Source organism: Thermobifida fusca YX, assembly GCF_000012405.1.
Lineage (GTDB): Bacteria > Actinomycetota > Actinomycetes > Streptosporangiales > Streptosporangiaceae > Thermobifida > Thermobifida fusca.
Map to the genome: position 1 here is coordinate 2,094,818 of NC_007333.1, position 18,034 is coordinate 2,112,851.

Annotated in this window: 18 protein-coding genes and 1 CRISPR repeat array; of the genes, 7 read left to right on the plus strand and 11 right to left on the minus strand. The window is 63.8% G+C overall.

Features of this window, described 5'->3' with window-relative positions; genetic code table 11:
• Nucleotides 1-41 precede the first annotated feature (41 nt).
• On the minus strand, nucleotides 42-1,343 hold the full coding sequence (locus TFU_RS08840) for an MFS transporter (RefSeq protein WP_011292220.1): 1,302 nt from the start codon (nucleotides 1,341-1,343) through the stop codon (nucleotides 42-44).
• 196 nt (nucleotides 1,344-1,539) lie between these two features.
• On the opposite strand from TFU_RS08840, the gene TFU_RS08845 reads away from it, so the two are divergent.
• Entirely contained in the window at nucleotides 1,540-3,060 is a 1,521-nt protein-coding gene (locus TFU_RS08845; protein WP_041428090.1) for a PucR family transcriptional regulator, read from the plus strand.
• A gap of 27 nt (nucleotides 3,061-3,087) precedes the next feature.
• Here TFU_RS08845 and dop read toward each other — a convergent pair whose 3' ends face one another.
• From dop to TFU_RS08875, 7 genes are all read right to left on the minus strand, one after another.
• Complete coding sequence (gene dop, locus TFU_RS08850; protein ID WP_016188833.1) at nucleotides 3,088-4,605, minus strand: depupylase/deamidase Dop; 1,518 nt, start codon at nucleotides 4,603-4,605, stop codon at nucleotides 3,088-3,090.
• Nucleotides 4,606-6,082: 1,477 nt separating this feature from the next.
• Nucleotides 6,083-6,316, minus strand: a complete 234-nt coding sequence (locus tag TFU_RS15840; protein WP_081430418.1) for a tyrosine-type recombinase/integrase — start codon at nucleotides 6,314-6,316, stop codon at nucleotides 6,083-6,085.
• A gap of 184 nt (nucleotides 6,317-6,500) precedes the next feature.
• On the minus strand, nucleotides 6,501-7,121 hold the full coding sequence (locus TFU_RS08855) for a hypothetical protein (RefSeq protein WP_011292223.1): 621 nt from the start codon (nucleotides 7,119-7,121) through the stop codon (nucleotides 6,501-6,503).
• Between the two features lie 216 nt (nucleotides 7,122-7,337).
• On the minus strand, nucleotides 7,338-7,550 hold the full coding sequence (locus TFU_RS08860) for a helix-turn-helix domain-containing protein (protein WP_011292224.1): 213 nt from the start codon (nucleotides 7,548-7,550) through the stop codon (nucleotides 7,338-7,340).
• A gap of 15 nt (nucleotides 7,551-7,565) precedes the next feature.
• The gene (locus TFU_RS08865; RefSeq protein WP_011292225.1) at nucleotides 7,566-8,081 is read right to left on the minus strand and encodes a helix-turn-helix domain-containing protein; all 516 of its coding nucleotides are present in this window, start codon (nucleotides 8,079-8,081) and stop codon (nucleotides 7,566-7,568) included.
• A 506-nt stretch (nucleotides 8,082-8,587) separates the two neighbouring features.
• Complete coding sequence (locus TFU_RS08870) at nucleotides 8,588-8,779, minus strand: DUF397 domain-containing protein (RefSeq protein ID WP_011292226.1); 192 nt, start codon at nucleotides 8,777-8,779, stop codon at nucleotides 8,588-8,590.
• A gap of 11 nt (nucleotides 8,780-8,790) precedes the next feature.
• Nucleotides 8,791-9,630 carry a helix-turn-helix domain-containing protein gene (locus TFU_RS08875; RefSeq protein WP_011292227.1) on the minus strand — a complete coding sequence of 280 codons (840 nt, stop codon included), beginning with the start codon at nucleotides 9,628-9,630 and terminating at the stop codon, nucleotides 8,791-8,793.
• A 372-nt stretch (nucleotides 9,631-10,002) separates the two neighbouring features.
• Between TFU_RS08875 and TFU_RS08880 the strand changes: the two genes are divergently transcribed.
• The 5 genes from TFU_RS08880 (at nucleotide 10,003) to tgmC (ending at nucleotide 13,032) form a co-directional block, all read left to right on the plus strand.
• Nucleotides 10,003-10,179 (plus strand): hypothetical protein, encoded by a 177-nt coding sequence (locus TFU_RS08880; RefSeq protein WP_016188835.1) that lies wholly within the window; start codon nucleotides 10,003-10,005, stop codon nucleotides 10,177-10,179.
• Between the two features lie 63 nt (nucleotides 10,180-10,242).
• The gene (locus TFU_RS08885; protein WP_011292229.1) at nucleotides 10,243-10,680 is read left to right on the plus strand and encodes an ATP-binding protein; all 438 of its coding nucleotides are present in this window, start codon (nucleotides 10,243-10,245) and stop codon (nucleotides 10,678-10,680) included.
• The gene (gene tgmB, locus TFU_RS08890; RefSeq protein ID WP_011292230.1) at nucleotides 10,677-11,627 is read left to right on the plus strand and encodes an ATP-grasp ribosomal peptide maturase; all 951 of its coding nucleotides are present in this window, start codon (nucleotides 10,677-10,679) and stop codon (nucleotides 11,625-11,627) included. The genes TFU_RS08885 and tgmB overlap by 4 nt, the downstream gene beginning before the upstream one ends.
• Complete coding sequence (gene tgmA, locus TFU_RS08895; RefSeq protein WP_011292231.1) at nucleotides 11,627-11,896, plus strand: putative ATP-grasp-modified RiPP; 270 nt, start codon at nucleotides 11,627-11,629, stop codon at nucleotides 11,894-11,896. Before tgmB ends, tgmA begins: the two co-directional genes overlap by 1 nt.
• A 5-nt stretch (nucleotides 11,897-11,901) precedes the next feature.
• Complete coding sequence (tgmC, locus tag TFU_RS08900) at nucleotides 11,902-13,032, plus strand: ATP-grasp peptide maturase system methyltransferase (RefSeq protein ID WP_011292232.1); 1,131 nt, start codon at nucleotides 11,902-11,904, stop codon at nucleotides 13,030-13,032.
• A gap of 174 nt (nucleotides 13,033-13,206) precedes the next feature.
• Nucleotides 13,207-13,477: a CRISPR direct-repeat array (repeat unit 28 nt; unit sequence GGACCATCCCCGCATGCGCGGGGAGCAC).
• A 383-nt stretch (nucleotides 13,478-13,860) separates the two neighbouring features.
• On the opposite strand, the gene arc is transcribed toward tgmC, so the two are convergent.
• Together arc and TFU_RS08910 are read right to left on the minus strand one after the other, a co-directional pair.
• On the minus strand, nucleotides 13,861-15,624 hold the full coding sequence (gene arc / locus TFU_RS08905) for a proteasome ATPase (RefSeq protein WP_016188838.1): 1,764 nt from the start codon (nucleotides 15,622-15,624) through the stop codon (nucleotides 13,861-13,863).
• Between the two features lie 182 nt (nucleotides 15,625-15,806).
• On the minus strand, nucleotides 15,807-16,703 hold the full coding sequence (locus TFU_RS08910; protein WP_011292234.1) for a tRNA (adenine-N1)-methyltransferase: 897 nt from the start codon (nucleotides 16,701-16,703) through the stop codon (nucleotides 15,807-15,809).
• 139 nt (nucleotides 16,704-16,842) lie between these two features.
• Between TFU_RS08910 and ppgK the strand changes: the two genes are divergently transcribed.
• Entirely contained in the window at nucleotides 16,843-17,631 is a 789-nt protein-coding gene (ppgK, locus tag TFU_RS08915) for a polyphosphate--glucose phosphotransferase (protein ID WP_011292235.1), read from the plus strand.
• Between the two features lie 82 nt (nucleotides 17,632-17,713).
• Here the strand turns inward: ppgK and TFU_RS08920 are convergent, their stop codons facing one another.
• A complete protein-coding gene (locus tag TFU_RS08920) occupies nucleotides 17,714-17,947 on the minus strand; it encodes a hypothetical protein (RefSeq protein ID WP_016188839.1) in 234 nt (77 codons plus the stop codon).
• Nucleotides 17,948-18,034: the final 87 nt, after the last annotated feature.

Genomic DNA, 18,034 nt, shown 5'->3' on the forward strand with positions numbered 1-18,034 from the left:
GTGCGCCGCCAATGCGGCACAACCAGACAGGGTCCAACGGGTCAGGCTTCAGCAGCAGCGAGCACGTCGCTGTCGCGGTAGCGGGGCGCCTTGACCAGGCAGGCGATGCTCACCAGGGCCATGAGGATGAGCAGGCCCGCAACCGAGTAGATGGTTCCGGTCGCTGCGTACAGCGCGGTGCAGACCAGCGGGGACAGGCCACCGAAGATCGCCCCGGCCACCTGGTAGGCCAGCGAGACGCTGGTGTAGCGGGCCTCCGGCGGGTACATCTGGGCCAGCACCCGGGCGATCGGGCCGTAGGTCGCGGCCATCACCAGGCGCATCAGAGCCAGTGCCAGGAAGATCAGCGCCGTGCTGCCCGTCTCCAAGACGAGGAACTGCGGCACCGCCAGGATGATCACACCGATCAAGCCCAGCACCACCACGCGGACCGTGCCGAAGCGGTCACCCAGCCAGGACACGCCGAGGGTCGCGACCAGTTCCACGAAAGCCGCGACCGACAGGCCGTTGAGGATGACCTGCTCGCTCACGCCGACTTCCGTCACCCCGTAGCTCTGCAGGAAAGTGGTGACGACGTAGTAGCCGCCGACCGCCACCGGAAGCACACCGATGCCGAGCAGCAGCGGCTTCCACGAACCCTGCAGCGCGGCGCGCAGCGGCAGCTCCTTGGGGGCCTTCTCCTGAACCGCGGTGAAGACCGGGGACTCCTCCACCTTGAGGCGGATCATCAACCCCACCGCCACAAGCACGATGGAGGCGAGGAACGGCAGGCGCCACCCCCACGAGTAGAGGAAATCGTTGCCCACGGCAGCGATCAGGCTGAAGGACCCGGTGGCCAGCAGCGCACCCGCGGGGTTACCGAGCTGGGCAAAAGATCCGTAGAACGTCTTCTTGTTCTCGGGCGCGTGCTCCACGGAGATCAGCACCGCGCCGCCCCACTCGCCGCCCACGGCGATGCCCTGCACGAAGCGCAGCACCACCAGCAGCAGCGGAGCAACGAACCCGATCTGCTTGTACGTGGGCAGCAACCCGACCAAAAACGTCGCGGTACCCATCATGACCAGCGTGGTGACCAGCGCGGACTTGCGGCCCACCCGGTCACCGTAGTGGCCGAAAATGATGCCGCCCAGCGGACGGGCGAAGAAGCCCACCGCGAACGTGGCGAAAGAAGCCATGAGTCCCACGAGAGGATCCGTGTCCTCTGGGAAGAACGCGGTAGCAAAGATGAGGCTGGCAGCGGTGGCGTAGATGTAAAAGTCGAACCACTCGATGGTGGTACCGACGAACGACGCGATCGCGGCACGTAGCGGACTGCTGGTCGTTGGGGGACTCTGCTTACTCATGATGGCTCCGTGCGGGTCTCTTCAGACGCCTCCTCGTGGAGGTGCCGGTAAACTGCCTGAACTCCACGATGACCTGCGTAAATAGGAACAATGTGACGTTAGACTCCCCCATAGGGAACCGTGAAAGACGATTCGTATAGTCAAAACCGTGACTAATGTGCAGTACGCACAGTTTGCGGGCGGCAGACCGCTCACTATGCGCGCTTTGACCGCCCGACCTGACCTGGAAATCCGGATCCGCGCCGGCCACGGCGGACTGGACCGCACCGTGCGCTGGGCCCACGTCACCGAACTCCACGACCCGGTGCGGTGGCTCCGCGGTGGAGAACTCGTGCTGACCGTGGGGTTAAACGTCGGCGCCACGGAAGCAGAACAGCGCGCCTACGTCGCCCGGCTCGACACCGCGGGATGCGCCGGACTCGGCTTCGCCCTTGACACGTGGCTGACCGAAATCCCGCCGGCCATGGTGGACGAGGCAGAACAGCGCAACATGCCGCTGCTGTCCGTGGAAGGCAACACCCCGTTCATCGCGATCGTGGAAGCGGTCGCCGAACACTACGCCACCGAGCAGCTCCGCCTGCAAGGCAAAATGCTCACCGCCCAGGACGCCATGGTCCGCTCCGCCCTGCGCACGGGTCTGCCCGGTGTGGTCACGGAACTCGCCAAAGCAGTCGCCGGGGAAGCCCTTCTCCTCGACCAGAACGGGTTGACCACGCACTCTGTCCCCGGTGGCGAACACCCCTGGCACAGCACGGTGCGGTCCGCGGTCGTCCTCGACGGGGACCGGCCGCGCGGCATGTCGATCCTCGCCGACGGGGACGCCACCATCCTCCTACAAAACCTGCGCGCTGGCGGCAGCACCCTCGGCTGGCTGGCGCTGCGCTGCTCCTCCCCCGCCTCCGCCCCCACCCGGATGCTCACCAACCACGCTGCATCCCTGCTGACCATGCACCTGCTGCGGTCCCGGGACGCGCGGCGCCTGCACCACCATGCCCGCGCCCCGCTGCTGCGCCTCCTCGTCACCGACCGCACCGCCGGAGCGTCCGCGGCCCGGCTCCTGACGCTCCCGCCGCCCCCGTTCGAAGTAGTGCACCTGGCCACCGACCGCCCTGACACGTTGGTCGACCAGGTTGTTGACGCGCTCGCCGACGTCATGGGCAGCGGCCCAGCCCTCGACCGGGCCGCGCTGTGCGCGCTCGACGACGGGGTCCTCGTCGTGCTCCCCGAATCACGGACCCGCCCCCGCCTGGGTGAACTCCTCTTCACTGATTTGGCGGCACGTCCGGAAGGCCCGCGTGCTGCGGGAGCATGCCAGGCCCGCGGCTCGGCGTACCTCGCTGATGCGGCGAACCGCGCCCGCCGCATCGCCGCTTCCGGTCCCGGCTACCGGCACGCCGCAGACACCGAAGCATGGTCGCTGCTGCGCGACTCCCTTCCCGCGGAAGCATCCGAAGAATTCCAGCAAACCGTGCTGGGCGCGCTCCGCGAGCACGACGCGCGCAACGGCACCGAACTCGTGGCCACGCTCCGCTCCTACCTGGAGCACAACTGCGGGATCGAAGCCACCGCCCGCGCCTTGGGCGTGCACCGCAACACGCTGCGCGCCCGGCTGCGCACCGCGGAACGAGTCATGGGCCGTTCCTTGGACGTGCCCCGGCACCGCCTGGAACTGTGGGCGGCCCTCGCATTGGATGCGGGCAGTGCTCCCGGCCCGTAGGGGATCCAGGCCGGGAGCACCCAGGCCTCAGCGTTTGCCCGTCAACGCGGCCACCAAGTCCGCAGCGGTTTCACAACGGTCCAGCAGTTCACCCACGTGCTCCCGGGTGCCGCGCTGCGGCTCCATGGTGGGGACCCGCTGCAGCGAGTCGTAGCCGGGAATGTCGAAGATGACCGAGTCCCACGATGCTGCGGCCACCGAGTCGGAGTACTTGGCCAGGCAGCGGCCCCGGAAGTAGGCGCGCGTGTCAGCGGGAGGCTCGGTGACGGCCCGCTGCACTTCCGACTCGTCGAGGAGCCGCTGCATGCGGCCGCGCGCCACCAGCCGGTTGTACAAGCCTTTGTCCTCGCGCACGTCGGTGTACTGCAGGTCGATCATCTGCAGGCGGGGGTGGTCCCACGCCAGGCCGTCGCGGGCCCGGTAGTTTTCCAGAAGCTTGAGCTTGGCCACCCAGTCGAGCTGGTCGGCCAGTTTCATCGGGTCGTCGGCGAGGGTCGTCAGCACCGTTTCCCACCGGTCGAGCACGTCGGCAGTGTCCGGGTCGACGTCGGTGCCGTAGCGGTCCTCCACGTATTTGCGGGCCTGCTCCAAGTATTCGCCTTGGAGCTGCAGCGCAGTCATCTGCCGTCCGTCACGCAGCCGCACCTGGTGGGTGAGGCTGGGGTCGTGCGAAATGGCCCGCAGGTCGGCGACTGGCGTCTCCAACGACAGGTCGTTGGTGAGGAAGCCGTCTTCGATCATCGACAACACGATCGAGGTGGTCCCCAGCTTCAAATAAGTGGAGATCTCGCTCATGTTCGCGTCGCCGATGATGACGTGCAGCCTCCGGTACTTGTCAGGGTCGGCGTGCGGCTCGTCGCGCGTGTTGATGATGGGCCGTTTCAACGTGGTTTCCAGGCCCACTTCGACTTCGAAGAAGTCGGCGCGCTGGCTGATCTGGAACCCGGCGTCGCGTGCGTCGATACCGATCCCCACCCGGCCCGCCCCGCACACCACCTGACGGGAGACGAAGAACGGGATGAGGTGCTGCACGATCTCCGAGAACGGGGTGGACCGGCGCATCAGGTAGTTCTCGTGACAGCCGTACGAGGAGCCCTTGTTGTCAGTGTTGTTCTTGTACAACTGGATGGGCTCCGCGGAGGGGAGCATCGAAGCGCGCCGGGCCGCATCCGCCACGATCCGCTCCCCCGCCTTGTCCCACAGGACTGCGTCACGGGGATTGGTGGCCTCGGGGGCAGAGTACTCGGGGTGGGCGTGGTCGACGTAGAACCGCGCCCCGTTGGTGAGGATGACGTTGGCCAACCCCAAGTCTTCGTCGGTGAGTTGGCTCGGATCAGCCGCCTCGCGCGCCAGGTCGAAGCCGCGCGCGTCGCGCAACGGGTTCTCCTCCTCGAAATCCCAGCGAGCTCTGCGCGCCCGCGCGGCCGAAGCCGTCAGGTAGGCGTTGACCACCTGGGTCGAGGTCACCATCGCGTTGGCACCGGGGTTTCCTGGCACGGAGATCCCGTACTCAGTCTCGATGCCCATAATCCGCCGCACAGTCATGTTGTGAAGGGTATCCACCGAGACACGCTTTGATGCATGACCCGCCGAATTGTGCTCGAACAGCCGAGTTCGCCCCGTACGCCACGGTGACGGCCAGTCCTCACTTCCGAGCTCGATTCGCGAGGGCGGGACCCAGGGTTTTGGGTCGTCCGACCGATGGTTCCCGCCAGCATCGGCGCTTTCTTAGCGAGAAGCCCCAGGACTACCAGCGAGCAGAATCGTCTCAATATCGGCTTTCGACCCGAGAACGTGACATCCCTCCCTGCACGCCCTCTGGCCGCAAGCTACCGAAATCCACAAATCAATACGAAAGTGCAAAACCTAAAACGAAGATCTTCCACCACCCCTTCCCCTTGAATCAGAAAATAAAAATCGCAAAATACTTGTAATTTTATTCAATTTTAAATCATCTTCATCAAACCACCAAAAATCCAATCTACCCCCAACAGCACACTGGACCGCCAGAACATTTCTCGCTGATTAGAGCCTACAAAGAGCCTTCATGGACACGAAAAACCGGAAATTCATGGAAACCACACAGGGCATGGACATCTCAAAGCTACGCGCAGCTAGAGACTTGTGCGCGGTTCTTCAAAACCGCATACAGGAGGACTGTTCGCCATACAGCTGATACGGAAGATCAACCCACTACCACGGTAGTGCCCAGCGGGAAGCGCCCCCTCAACCATGGATGGTTGAAGGGATAATCTCTGACGGTGTCACCGACATCGAGAAAAAGACAGTTGATCCATCTCTGATCAGCTCAATTCTAACGAGCCAGCTGTACAGCAATCCTTATATATTCCCGCATGCGCGGGGAGCACCCGAGTGCGACGTTTCCGCAGCCGGGGCCTCGAGGACCATCCCCGCATGCGCGGGAAGCACTCCCCCGTTCAGGGGACCGGATGGGGCGCGGCGGACCATCCCCGCATGCGCGGGGAGCACCCTAAACGACCTGCAACTTTACCAGCGTGCAGCACCAATTTCATTCACTTCCGAAAAGAAGACCAAGCTCCCCAATAAGAAAATTTGGCCCAACAGGCATGGAGCATCAGGACAGAGTCGTCTCGCATAGCAATGAAACCACCGATGTGAGAAGCCTTCAGCACAAAGCCATTCCTCAGGCGTAGAAAACCCTCACCGCACATCCCACAGGTCCCCCTACGGACACGACGACAGTCCTGCACACCGACTAGAGCCCACGCGATCCCACCACTCCCCTTTACAGAGCTGGACAGAGCAGGTTCCGCGCCTGTTGGTAAGCCGACGGCCGCCAAGCAGAAAGAAGGGCCTGCCGGGGATGTCCGGCAGGCCCACCAAGTCGCTTGTTACAGGTACTGGCCAGTGTTGGCCACGGTGTCGATGGAACGACCAGCGTCGGCGCCCTTCTTGCCCGACACCAGAGTCCGGATGTAGACGATCCGCTCACTCAACCCATTTTCCGCAGGTCAACACTTCGAGCACCGACACCATGCCATCACATTGCTGACACGCTGACACCAGGCGTGTAACCGAGTTTCCGATACCCCTCATCCAACACCCGGCGGGCCGCCGACACCGACCCCCGCAACATGTGCCAGTAGACACGCTCCGTAGTCGCCGTGCTGGCATGCCCCAGAATCCGCGACACCTGTGGAAGCGGCATCCCCCCACTGATACACCGCGACGCGAAGTCGTGCCGCAACCAATGGAAAGTGAATTCGTCCGGCAATTCCGCGGCCCCACCCCGTCCCGGAAATCCTCATAGAACGACGGCCGATGAACATACGGAGCTGACCTCCCCGGGCACAGGAAACCATCCTCCGGGATCGACCACCGCTCCGCATGCTCCATAATCCGCTGGTACAGGAACTCCGGCACCGGCACCTCCCGGAACTGGTCAGCCCGCCTGTGCTTCAGCGGCGCCAACCGCTGCGCCCCAACACCTGTCGGGTGATCCGCAGCACCCACCCCTCCTCGCCCTCCACCAACTGGTCGAGACGGACCGCCAACGCCTCACCGATCCGCAACCCCGCAGCATGCCCCAAGTAGGGGGCGATCTGCCACGGCCCGTGCAGGCGGCTCGCCAACGTGTCCAACTGCTGCAACGTGACCGGCACGAACACGCGGGACTCCACGTGCTCAGGCAGCGGTACGTTTGCGCATGGGCTCCGTTCGATTACCCCCGACTTCCGCAGATCGGTGAACACCGCGGCGACCGCGATGAAAATGCTCGCCACCGTGTTCGGCGCGAACCGGTCGGTGAGGTGCCGCACCAACGATTTCACGTGCTCTCGGGACACCTCGACGTCCGCCAGGTCCCCGAACGCGACTCCCGCCGCAACTTCGAAACCGTACACGTGGTTGCGCAGACTGTACCCGTAGTGGGCGGTCGTACTCCGGTTCCCGACCCGGGTACGCAAGAACTCTTCCGCGGCCTCCCGGAAACTGCGCCGCTGCCCCCTCGGCGCGATGACGACCTCGTGGATCGCCTTCTTCGCCTCCACCTGCTTGGCCCAACGCTCCGCCGCCCCCACTGGTCACCGTTGTAGGCCTTCGCAGAAAAACTCACGGTCTGCATCCGCGACCCGCGGCCGCCGGGTCTCCACTGCACGGTCACCGAATGGGGGCAACGTTTCCAGATCCGGAGCCTCTTCTTCTCATCGTCGACACCAGCCGCACATTTGCAGCGCTTGTACAAGGACGCCAAGGCTTCCTCCGAGGGGTGGATCGGATACCAAGGTCCTACCGAGTCAAGCCGCGGCCCGCTGTCTCTCCAACCAGGCGAGCACGTCACGTTCCAGCCAGCGCAGGTGCCTGCCAATCTTGTACGGACGCAGCCCCCACTGCCGCCACCGGTCGTATACCGTCTTCACCGGCACGTGCAGCCAGTCAGCCAGCTCCTGAGGGGTGACCAGCCGATTGGACCCCCCCAACGTTCCCGTCTGCTTCACCTGTTCAGACATGCTTCTTCCTCCTCGTCACTCCGGTGGGACCTCGTTATCCCGCTCAAACGGCGTCTCACCGAAGCTCCGCATCCACTCCACGACACGGTCCACGTCGTGGTACGGCGGAATCCCCTCGGGGCGAGACATGAGGAAGAAGTCCATCAACCTCCTACGAAGCTGCTCAGGGTCACGGGGCGCGCCCAACGGCCACTGGCCGTCCAACCACCGCCAGGCATCATGCGCGGCCACGACCCCCACCCCGGTCACCTCCACCCGGCCCACAGCCGTGGGAGGAAGAAGCAACGCCGAAGGGGACACGTCCAGGACAGCGGCAAACGCGACCAAGTCGTCTACGTCCACCCGACGCCGACCGTGTTCCACGTTGGTGATCGCCACAGCGGTGATCGGTCTACCCCGCTCGGTGAGACGGCGGGCCATCTCGGTAGTGGACAGGCCGCGCAACTGTCGGATACGCCGAATGTTCGCGGCGACCTGTAGCCCGGTGGGGCCGAGCGTGTTGGGGCGGCGTGGAGTGCGTGACGTAGCCATGGGGTGAGTTTCCCATCCCACAGCTGCCACACAGGTTTCCACATTCACCTCCCCAATACTCCTCTAACATGATAGAGGAATATTCTTAGATCTTGTTATAACCCATCAGTCCTGGGAGTTGTGTGCAGAAACCCCCGGCGGCGTGGGCGCACCAGTCCACGCCGCCGCCAGAAGAACACAGCACAGCGCGAACAACAACCACCACGGAGAGGATTAAAGACCCCCAAGTTCTACTGCGGACCAGCGCCCTCACAGGCATGCACCCTTTCCTTGACCTTGACCATCTACAGAGGGTTACAGGTCCGGAAAGGCGAAAACGCCGGGGTACAGACCAAAAAAAATTTTCGGGGTTTACAGAGCCACAAAGAAATCCCTGCTCAAGGCGCCAGAGCAGGAGGGTCGAAAAACACCTGCCAAGAGACGACACAAATCGGTACACTCATCCGTGGTTGAATGCAAAGAGCCCCCGAGATGCTGATCTCGGGGGCTTTTCCACGCCTACAAGATCAGACCTGGCCTGCTTTCAGGGTGTGAAGAAACGCAGTCCACTCCTGCGCGCTGAATTTCAAGTACCCGAGGTGACGGTTCTGGGTGTCACGAACGAAGACGACAGCCTCGGGAGTCTCGGCCACCTCGACGCAGTTGTCGCCTGAACCGCTGTAGGAGGACTTGCGCCACTGTACGTTGGGTGAATGCATGTTCTCCCGCCTTACGCGATGAGGTTTTTCAGGTAGGCCACCGACCTTTGCGGGGTCTCCGCGGCACTACATGTGTGCCCGAAAATCCCCACATACCGTTGGACGACCTTTGGGTCTTCCAGATACAGATCGTCGGTGGCGGTTTCCAGGTACACCATCGGTGGATCTGCTGGGTCCTGGAAATCTAGGATCATGAAACTGCCATCGATCGCCGCGTGAGCGCCGAAGCTGTCTCGCACCACCTGAATGTCAACATTCGGCCGAGCTGCCATATCGATAAGGCGCTGGATCTGAGCGGTCATCACTTCCCGGCCGCCCACCTGCTTACGCAGCGCGGCTTCATCAATGAGCGCCCACAAGTACAGGGGATCGTCCCCTTCTAGCACTTGCTGGCGGCGCATCCGCCCGGCGACCTTCCGGGTAATGTCGTCGCCGTCCATGACGCGGCCGCTTCTCATGACGGCCGCCGCATAGTCTGGGGTTTGCAGCAGGCCCGGGATGAGCAGCGCCTCGTAGGTACGGATCATGCTCGCCCCAGCCTCGAAGTCCGCAAGGCCGCCACGGAGCACATCCCGGTATTCCACCCACCAGCCGCGCACACGGGACTCTCGGGCAAGGTTAATGACCGCTTCCCGCATTTCCGGGGACAGCTCATACACCTCGGCGAGGTCCTGCATGTCACGCGGGGACGGGTGTTTCCATTCGTTGCGCTCCATGCGTGACAGCTTCCCGGAGGGCCAGTCAAGTCTGCGGCTGACCTCGTCAATCGTCAGTCCGCGTTCTTCGCGCATTTTCCGCAGCAGCGCTGACAGCCGCCTGCGGCGCGCGCTGGGGCTGTACCTTCCGGCCATGCGGGTCACCTCCTCCTGCCTGGCGTGATCATAAGCCACGGCAAGGAAGCCGACATATCGGTCACATGATATTCGCATCTTGATTTTCTAAAGATGTGCATCGCATTATGACAGTAAGCATTCATCCGCATGGGCTTGGGCTGTGCAGCCCTCTAGCCCCGTAGGGGTAGGCAACCATGATCTTGAACGCTAAAGGGTCTCCTCCGCGCCGGAGGCCACTTTCACGTAACCGATCCCATCCTCGGCATGTTTGGCCTGACCAGCCAGAACAGTCCGCGGCCCATTTCGAAGCTCGAAACCCTGGCTCGTTTTGCGTATGGGTGCCCCATGAAGGGGTGTTCCGCGTCTGGGTGCATAGAGACCACCTCATTCATGGACCTGTGGTCGCCCCCCGACCTCAACTATCTCGAGGCCGCCCTACGCGGGCGTGTTCCCGACGTGCACCTGAACGTCGCCACCCCACCGGAACAGGCCGACACCCAGCTCACCGCCAAGCTCACCGTCTACATCCGCGCCTACCTGACCCAGCGCAGCAAGCACGCCGACTAGCCCCCTGCAATGCAAGACTGCCCGGCTTGAGACGGAGGCTGAGGCAGTCCCCGAGGGAGAACCATGCACGCAGAAAAACGTCTGCCCGCCTGTCTCCACAGTGTTGCCGCCGCACGGGCATGGGTGTCCCGCATTCTCGACGGGTATCCCGAAGACGTGACCGAGACCGTAACCCTGTGCGTATCGGAAGCGGTCACCAACGCCATCCGATACTCCCGCAGCAGCCTGCCACGAGAAGGCGGAAATCTCGGCGAGGTCATCCTTCGCCTACACAACCTGCCCGGCTGTCCTCTCTACGTGGAGGTGCAGGATGAGGGCCCGCTCACCCCCAGTAGCCGCCCTCACGTCGTGGACGGCAGTGGCCCTCTGGCTGAACATGGCCGTGGCATGTGGCTGATCAGCACGCTGGCCAAACAGTGGACAGTCATGTCAGAGGAAAGCGCCACCCTGCTGAGTATGGCCTTCAACACCATGCCCTCCACCGGGAGGGCTGAGCCATGACCGTTCTCATCCTCACCAACCCGTTTGACATCACCGCTGACGACGTAATCCTGCGGCTCACCGAGCGTGGCGTACCCGTCGTCCGCTTGGACCCAGCCGATTTCCCCCAACAGGTGGTGCTGCACTCCGAAATCGGTGGCAACGGATGGACAGGCACACTTACCACCCCGCACCGCATTCTCGACCTGTCCACGGTGACCGGCATCTGGTATCGCAGGCCCAGGAAATTCCGCCTACCCGCCCAGATGAGTCAAGCCGAGTACGAGTTCGCGGCCACTGAGGCCCGCCGCGGCTTCGGTGGAATCATCAACAGCCTGACCGGCTGGATCAACCACCCTTCAGCGATCGGCCGCGCCGAATACAAGCCCTACCAGCTCCACCACGCGGTGCAAGCAGGGTTGAACGTGCCCCGAACCCTGATCACCAACGACCCTAAACAAGCCAAGGGGTGGTGTGCGCGGGTCGGCGACGTCGTCTACAAACCGCTTAGCGCCCCCTCGTGGTTGGAAAACGGCGACACGTATGTCGTCTTCACCACCCCGATCACCCCAGACCAGTGGGGTGATCCTGCCATCGGCCGCACTGCTCATATGTTCCAGCAACGGCTGGATAAAGAGTTCGAGGTGCGTCTCACCATGGTGGATGGCAAGGCGTTTCCCGCGGCCATCCACGCCCACTCGGACGCGGCTCGTATCGACTGGCGATCCGACTACGATGCGCTAACCTACAGCATTCCCACCGTGCCACAGCGTGTTCTAACAGGGGCGCGTGACCTACTACGCCGTCTACATCTGCGCTACGCGGCCCTGGACTTTATCGTCTCCCCGGACGGCCGATGGCACTTTCTGGAGGTCAACCCCAATGGCCAGTACGGGTGGATCGAGGAGCACACCGGACAACCGATCAGCGACGCAATCGCTGACGCTCTCACAAGGAAGGAAAACTAATGTCGACAGCGGTCACCGACGCCTTCCCGCTTGGCAGGGACGAGAACAGAAACGACCAAGTCACCGAGTGGCGCCCGTTCGGAATGCGGTACGGCGTACAGCCCACGCCTATCCCTGTCCCCCTCAGCGACACCAAGTATGATCCCGACCAGCAGGTCCTCGTGGTGGCAGACGGCCAGCCGTGCGCGAAAATCGAAAGAGCCGGCACCATGAGAGTCACCTATCCCGACGGCCAGAAGCCGGGGCAGAGCGACGTGGAAAAAGACTAGGGCTGATGACCACACAGCACACCTCATCGCCGCGTGCGCTAGCCGACAAGCTGGCACACGACGGCAAGCTGCGGGACCCCGCCTGGATTAAGGCCTTCGCTTCGATCCCCCGGCACCTGTTCCTGCCCCACATCTACCAGCCACACCCCGACGGCGGGTTTACTCTCGCCTCCACCCCTGAAGAGCTGGCCTACCAAGACGAGGGGTGGACCACCCAAATCAACGGGACCTTCCCCACCCCCAAGGATGGGGAACCCATCCAAGGACAGCCCACCTCCTCCAGCTCAGCGCCTGGGCTCATGGCGGTCATGCTGGAAGCCCTCGATGTGACCGACGGTGTGCGGGTACTGGAAGTGGGCACAGGAACCGGATACAACGCCGCACTGCTCTGCCACCGGCTTGGCGACCAGCACGTGGTCACTGTCGAAGTAGACCCCGTACTGGCTGAACAGGCCCAACAGCGGCTCGCAGAAGTCGGCTACCGGCCCATCGTGCACGTGGGAGATGGTGCAGATGGGTATCCCCCAGGCGCCCCCTATGACCGAGTGATCGTCACCTGTGCACTGACCTCCCTGCCGTGGAAGCTGATAGAGCAAACTCGGCAAGGCGGGGTGTTGGTGGTCCCAGTGTGGCGTGGCCATCTTCCCGCTGGACTGATGCTACGACTCACCGCAACCGGCGGCAGTCTCGCGCGCGGCCAGGTGCTTGACGCCTACGGCGGGTTCATGCCGGCCCGGAACACGCCACCTGCGGACGCCGTGCAACTGCTCCACCGCCACCAAGCAGCCGCGGATGAAGGTGGCACGGCACGAACCACCAGCCTCACCACGGGCACAAGCGGGGAACCATGGGCGTGGTTTGCTGCCCTTGTCGTGCCTGACGCCGTCTCCTTGGGGACCATCCACGACGACGGGCCTCCGCGCCACTGGCTGCTCACCGAAGACTCCTGGTGCTATCTCACCCCTGATGGGCGTGTCGTCCAAGGCGGACGGCGCCACCTATGGGATGAGATAGAAGCCGCCCACAGCACATGGGAACAACTCGGCCAACCAGCACGGCACCAATGTCAGGTCATCATCGACCCTGACGGCGCCCGGCTCACCTATCAAGGTCGGGAATGGCCGATCCTGCTCTAACCCGAATCCGGGCTGAACCCCTGAATTTCCCGGGAGTTCAACTTTTTTACATGCTTGGCGAGGCACGAGGGCCGGTGAATACGCCATGGCAACGACCGGTTCAGGGTGTAGGGCCTGGGCGAGCAGATGGTGCTGCGGCCAGTGGAGAGTGACGGTCGAGTAGGGGGCAGGACGGGACCATCCCCGCATGCGCGGGGAGCACTGCCACGGGTCGGGGTTGGATCCGTAGTCGGGGGACCATCCCCGCATGCGCGGGGAGCACCAGGTTTTCACCCGCCACCGGTAGGAGGCCCCGGGACCATCCCCGCATGCGCGGGGAGCACTCCGGCATAGCGTGTGGCAGTGGCCCCCGGGAAGGACCATCCCCGCATGCGCGGGAAGCACTCCCCCCGTTCAGGGGACCGGATGGGGCGCGGCGGACCATCCCCGCATGCGCGGGGAGCACCCTAAACGACCTGCAACTTTACCAGCGTGCAGCACCAATTTCATTCACTTCCGAAAAGAAGACCAAGCTCCCCAATAAGAAAATTTGGCCCAACAGGCATGGAGCATCAGGACAGAGTCGTCTCGCATAGCAATGAAACCACCGATGTGAGAAGCCTTCAGCACAAAGCCATTCCTCAGGCGTAGAAAACCCTCACCGCACATCCCACAGGTCCCCCTACGGACACGACGACAGTCCTGCACACCGACTAGAGCCCACGCGATCCCACCACTCCCCTTTACAGAGCTGGACAGAGCAGGTTCCGCGCCTGTTGGTAAGCCGACGGCCGCCAAGCAGAAAGAAGGGCCTGCCGGGGATGTCCGGCAGGCCCACCAAGTCGCTTGTTACAGGTACTGGCCAGTGTTGGCCACGGTGTCGATGGAACGACCAGCGTCGGCGCCCTTCTTGCCCGACACCAGAGTCCGGATGTAGACGATCCGCTCGCCCTTCTTACCGGAGATACGCGCCCAGTCGTCAGGGTTGGTGGTGTTGGGCAGGTCCTCGTTCTCGCTGAACTCGTCCACGCACGCCTGGAGCAGGTGGGAGACCCGCAGGCCCTTGGAACCGTTCTCCAGGTAGTCCTTGATCGCCATCTTCTTGGCCCGGTCCACGATGTTCTGGATCATGGCACCGGAGTTGAAGTCCTTGAAGTAGAGGACTTCCTTGTCACCGTTGGCGTAGGTGACTTCCAGGAAGCGGTTCTCCTCGGTCTCCGCGTACATCCGCTCGACCACCCGCTGGATCATCGCGTTGACGGTCGCGGTGGGCGAACCGCCGTGCTCTGCAAGGTCGTCCGGGTGCAGCGGCAGGTCGGGGGTGATGTACTTGGAGAAGATGTCCCGGGCTGCTTCAGCGTCGGGCCGCTCGATCTTGATCTTGACGTCCAAACGTCCCGGGCGCAGGATCGCCGGGTCGATCATGTCTTCACGGTTGGACGCGCCGATCACGATGACGTTCTCGAGTCCTTCAACACCGTCGATCTCGCTGAGCAGCTGCGGGACGATGGTGTTCTCGACGTCGCTGGACACGCCCGAGCCGCGGGTACGGAAGATGGAGTCCATCTCGTCGAAGAACACGATCACCGGCGTGCCTTCGCTGGCCTTCTCTCGGGCGCGTTGGAAAACCAGCCGGATGTGCCGTTCGGTTTCTCCGACGTACTTGTTGAGCAGCTCGGGGCCTTTGATGTTGAGGAAGAAGCTCTTGCCGACATCGCGGCCGGTCTTCTCCGCGACCTGCTTGGCCAAAGAGTTGGCGACCGCCTTGGCGATGAGGGTCTTACCGCATCCGGGCGGCCCGTACAGGAGCACGCCCTTGGGCGGACGCAGCTTGTGTTCGCGGAACAGCTCCTTGTGCAGGTAGGGCAGTTCCACTGCGTCGCGGATCATTTCGATCTGCCCGTTGAGGCCGCCGATGTCGCTGTAGGAGATGTCGGGGACCTCCTCCAGGATCAGCTCCTCGACCTCGGCCTTGGGGATGCGTTCGTAGACGTATCCCGACCGGGGCTCCAACAGCAGGGAGTCGCCGGCGCGCAGCGGTTCGTCGCGCAGCGGTTCGGCGATCCGCACGATCCGCTCCTCGTCGTGGTTGGAGATGACGAGGACACGCTCGCCGTCCTCAAGGATCTCCTTGAGCATGACGACTTCGCCGACAGTCTCGTACGACGAGGCTTCGACAACGTTGAACGCCTCGTTCAACATCACTTCCTGGCCTGGGCGCAACTCGTCGACGTTGACTGACGGGCTCACGTTGACCCGCATCTTGCGGCCATTGGTGAAGATCTCGACCGTTCCGTCGTCGCGGGCTCTGAGGAAAACTCCGAACCCGGAGGGCGGCTGGGAGAGGCGGTCGACCTCCTCCTTGAGGGCCACGATCTGGTCACGGGCTTCCTTCAAAGCCGAGACCAGCCGCTCGTTCTTGGCGTTTGCTGCTGCCAGAGCGGTCTGGGCTTCCTGGAGCCGGTCTTCAAGCAGCCGCACGTGCCGAGGGGAGTCGGCGAGCTTGCGCCGCAGGACGCTGAGCTCCTTTTCCAGGTAGGAGACCTGAGCCACGAGTTCGTCACGGTCGCGCTCTGCATGACGCTCGTCATCGCGATCGGCCACGTCCGCCACCTCCCGTTAAGAGGAAAAATCTATTCGGGAGCCTACCTACCCAGGCCCCGTTCCTAACCTGCCGATCTTGGCGAGTGTGGGACAGGACACTCCCCTATCCGGCAAACAGCCAGGTCAGAGCGGGTGTTCAGGATGCGGCGTAATGAGAAAGTAACGTCGCCGGGTCAGTGGGCTGCTTTCTGCTACCCCTCCGGCTCGGCCTCGTAACCGCGGGCGGCGAGATAGTCCTCCCCGTAGGCGCCTTTAGCGGGGCGGCGGCGCCGTTCCGGTGCGGTCACGTTGTCGGCGAGCCTGCGGGCGAGGACCAGGAACCCGGTGTGTCCGATCATACGGTGGTCGGGGCGCACCGCCAGGCCTTCCACATGCCAGGTGCGCAGCATGGTTTCGAAGACGTACGGCTCATGGTAGGAGCCTTGTTCCCGCAGGCTTTCCACGATGCGGGACAACTGGGGTGTGGTTGCCACGTACACGCAGATCAGCCCGCCGGGGAGCAGCGCTTTGGTGACTTTTTCCAGGCACTCCCAGGGGGAGAGCATGTCGAGGACGACCCGGTCGAACTGGTCTTCGTCCAAAGCGTCTTGGAGGTCGCCCACGGTGAGCCGCCAGTGGCCGGGTTCGGCGCCGAAGAATCGGGTGACGTTCGTGCGGGCGATTTCCGCGAAGTCGGCGCGGCGTTCGTATGAGGAGACGTATCCGTGTTCTCCGACGGACCGCAGCAGCCAGCAGGTCAGCGCTCCGGAGCCGACCCCGGCTTCCAGCACCCGTGCGCCGGGGAAGATGTCGGCTTGCGCGATGATCTGGGCAGCGTCTTTGGGGTAGACGATGGTGGCGCCGCGTTTCATCGAAAGCGTGAAGTCAGCCAGCAGCGGACGCAGCGCGACATAGGCGATGCCCGAGCTTGACGTCACGACACTGCCTTCGGGGCGGCCGATCAGGTCGTCGTGGTCAAGCCGTCCCCGGTGGGTGTGGAATGCTGCCCCAGAGCGCAGGGTGATGGTGTGCATCCGTCCTTTGGGGTCGGTTAGTTGCACGATGTCGCCCTCGGCGAAAGGGCCGCGGCGGCCGTGAATGCCGGTCACTGGTGTCGTCTCTTTCGTGACTATGTGGGGTCTGCGGACCGTTGATCCAGCCTAGTCCCAGTGGCGGCGCCTAGCGTAATCGTCAGCAACGGTAGAGAGTAGCGTCGGAAGGCCGGTAGGCGCAGGGAGGCGGGAGCTGATGGCATCTCGGGGACGGGTCGGGCTGGGGATTGACATCGGGGGAAGCGGGATCAAAGGCGCCCCTGTGGACTTGGACCGGGGAACGTTCGTGGTGGACCGGGTCAAGATCGCTACTCCGCAGCCCGCAACCCCTGAGGCGGTGGCTGCGGTGGTGGCGGAGATAGTCACCGCGTTCGCCGACGATGTGCCGCAGGATGCACCGTTGGGGGTGACGTTTCCCGCGGTGATCCAGCACGGGGTGGCGCGCAGCGCCGCCAACGTGGACCGCTCGTGGATCGGCACCAACGTCGAGGAGCTGCTGTCTGCGGTGACGGGGCGGCGGGTGCTGGTGGTCAACGACGCTGACGCCGCAGCGATGGCGGAGCACCGCTACGGCGCTGCCTCAGGCGTCGACGGGGTGGTGCTGTTGACTACTTTGGGTACCGGTATTGGTACGGCGGTGCTAGTGGACGGGGTGCTGCTCCCCAACACGGAGTTCGGGCACTTGGAGATCGACGGCTACGACGCTGAGACCCGGGCCTCTGCTAGCGCTAAGGAGCGCGAGAACCTCTCCTACAAGGAGTGGGCTGAGGAGCGGCTGCAGCGCTACTACTCGGTGATCGAGGATTTGCTGTGGCCGGACTTGATCGTGGTGGGCGGCGGGGTCAGCCGCAAGGCGGACAAGTTTTTGCCGCATCTCCGCTTGCGCGCGCCGATCGTGCCGGCGAAGTTGCGCAATACCGCGGGGATCGTGGGTGCGGCCGTGCTGGCCGCGGAGCGGCTGGGGGGTGACCGGGTCTCTGCCTGACCGGTGGGGCGGGGGTGTCCCGCATGCCATGGGGTGGTGTGCGGGCCGGTCGCAGCCGGGAACGGGTGACCGGGGTGTGGGGTCACCGCTGTGGTGCGGTGAGGAGCCCGTGGATGCGTCGGGCTGCTACGGCTGGTTCGGCGGCGGGGGCCAGGGGTGTCATCGATGGGGCTTTGAGCTCATCGGAGGGCACCCTCAGCCACCACCAGAGCCGGCCGCGGTGCGGGCGCAGCACGGTGCGCTGCCTGCGGATCGGGCGTTGGCTGGCCGCGTCCCGTAGGATGGCGTCGACTGCTCCGATCTGGCCGTTCAGCATGGTCTCTACTCCGGAGCGGCGGAGTGAGGCTTCGAGTTCGCACAGTGCCAGACTCCAGCGTGTCTCCCCCCGGTGCCCGTCGAAACG

Bases quoted from the DNA above. Each gene is read 5' to 3' on its own strand.
- TFU_RS08920 (WP_016188839.1), bottom strand. From the start codon at position 17,947: ATGCTGAACGGCCAGATCGGAGCAGTCGACGCCATCCTACGGGACGCG.
- TFU_RS08885 (WP_011292229.1), top strand. From the start codon at position 10,243: ATGCACGCAGAAAAACGTCTGCCCGCCTGTCTCCACAGTGTTGCCGCC.
- ppgK (WP_011292235.1), top strand. From the start codon at position 16,843: ATGGCATCTCGGGGACGGGTCGGGCTGGGGATTGACATCGGGGGAAGC.
- TFU_RS08845 (WP_041428090.1), top strand. From the start codon at position 1,540: ATGCGCGCTTTGACCGCCCGACCTGACCTGGAAATCCGGATCCGCGCC.
- TFU_RS08860 (WP_011292224.1), bottom strand. From the start codon at position 7,550: ATGTCTGAACAGGTGAAGCAGACGGGAACGTTGGGGGGGTCCAATCGG.
- TFU_RS08870 (WP_011292226.1), bottom strand. From the start codon at position 8,779: ATGCATTCACCCAACGTACAGTGGCGCAAGTCCTCCTACAGCGGTTCA.
- tgmA (WP_011292231.1), top strand. From the start codon at position 11,627: ATGTCGACAGCGGTCACCGACGCCTTCCCGCTTGGCAGGGACGAGAAC.
- dop (WP_016188833.1), bottom strand. From the start codon at position 4,605: ATGACTGTGCGGCGGATTATGGGCATCGAGACTGAGTACGGGATCTCC.
- TFU_RS08865 (WP_011292225.1), bottom strand. From the start codon at position 8,081: ATGGCTACGTCACGCACTCCACGCCGCCCCAACACGCTCGGCCCCACC.
- tgmB (WP_011292230.1), top strand. From the start codon at position 10,677: ATGACCGTTCTCATCCTCACCAACCCGTTTGACATCACCGCTGACGAC.
- TFU_RS08875 (WP_011292227.1), bottom strand. From the start codon at position 9,630: ATGGCCGGAAGGTACAGCCCCAGCGCGCGCCGCAGGCGGCTGTCAGCG.
- TFU_RS08840 (WP_011292220.1), bottom strand. From the start codon at position 1,343: ATGAGTAAGCAGAGTCCCCCAACGACCAGCAGTCCGCTACGTGCCGCG.
- tgmC (WP_011292232.1), top strand. From the start codon at position 11,902: ATGACCACACAGCACACCTCATCGCCGCGTGCGCTAGCCGACAAGCTG.
- TFU_RS08880 (WP_016188835.1), top strand. From the start codon at position 10,003: ATGGACCTGTGGTCGCCCCCCGACCTCAACTATCTCGAGGCCGCCCTA.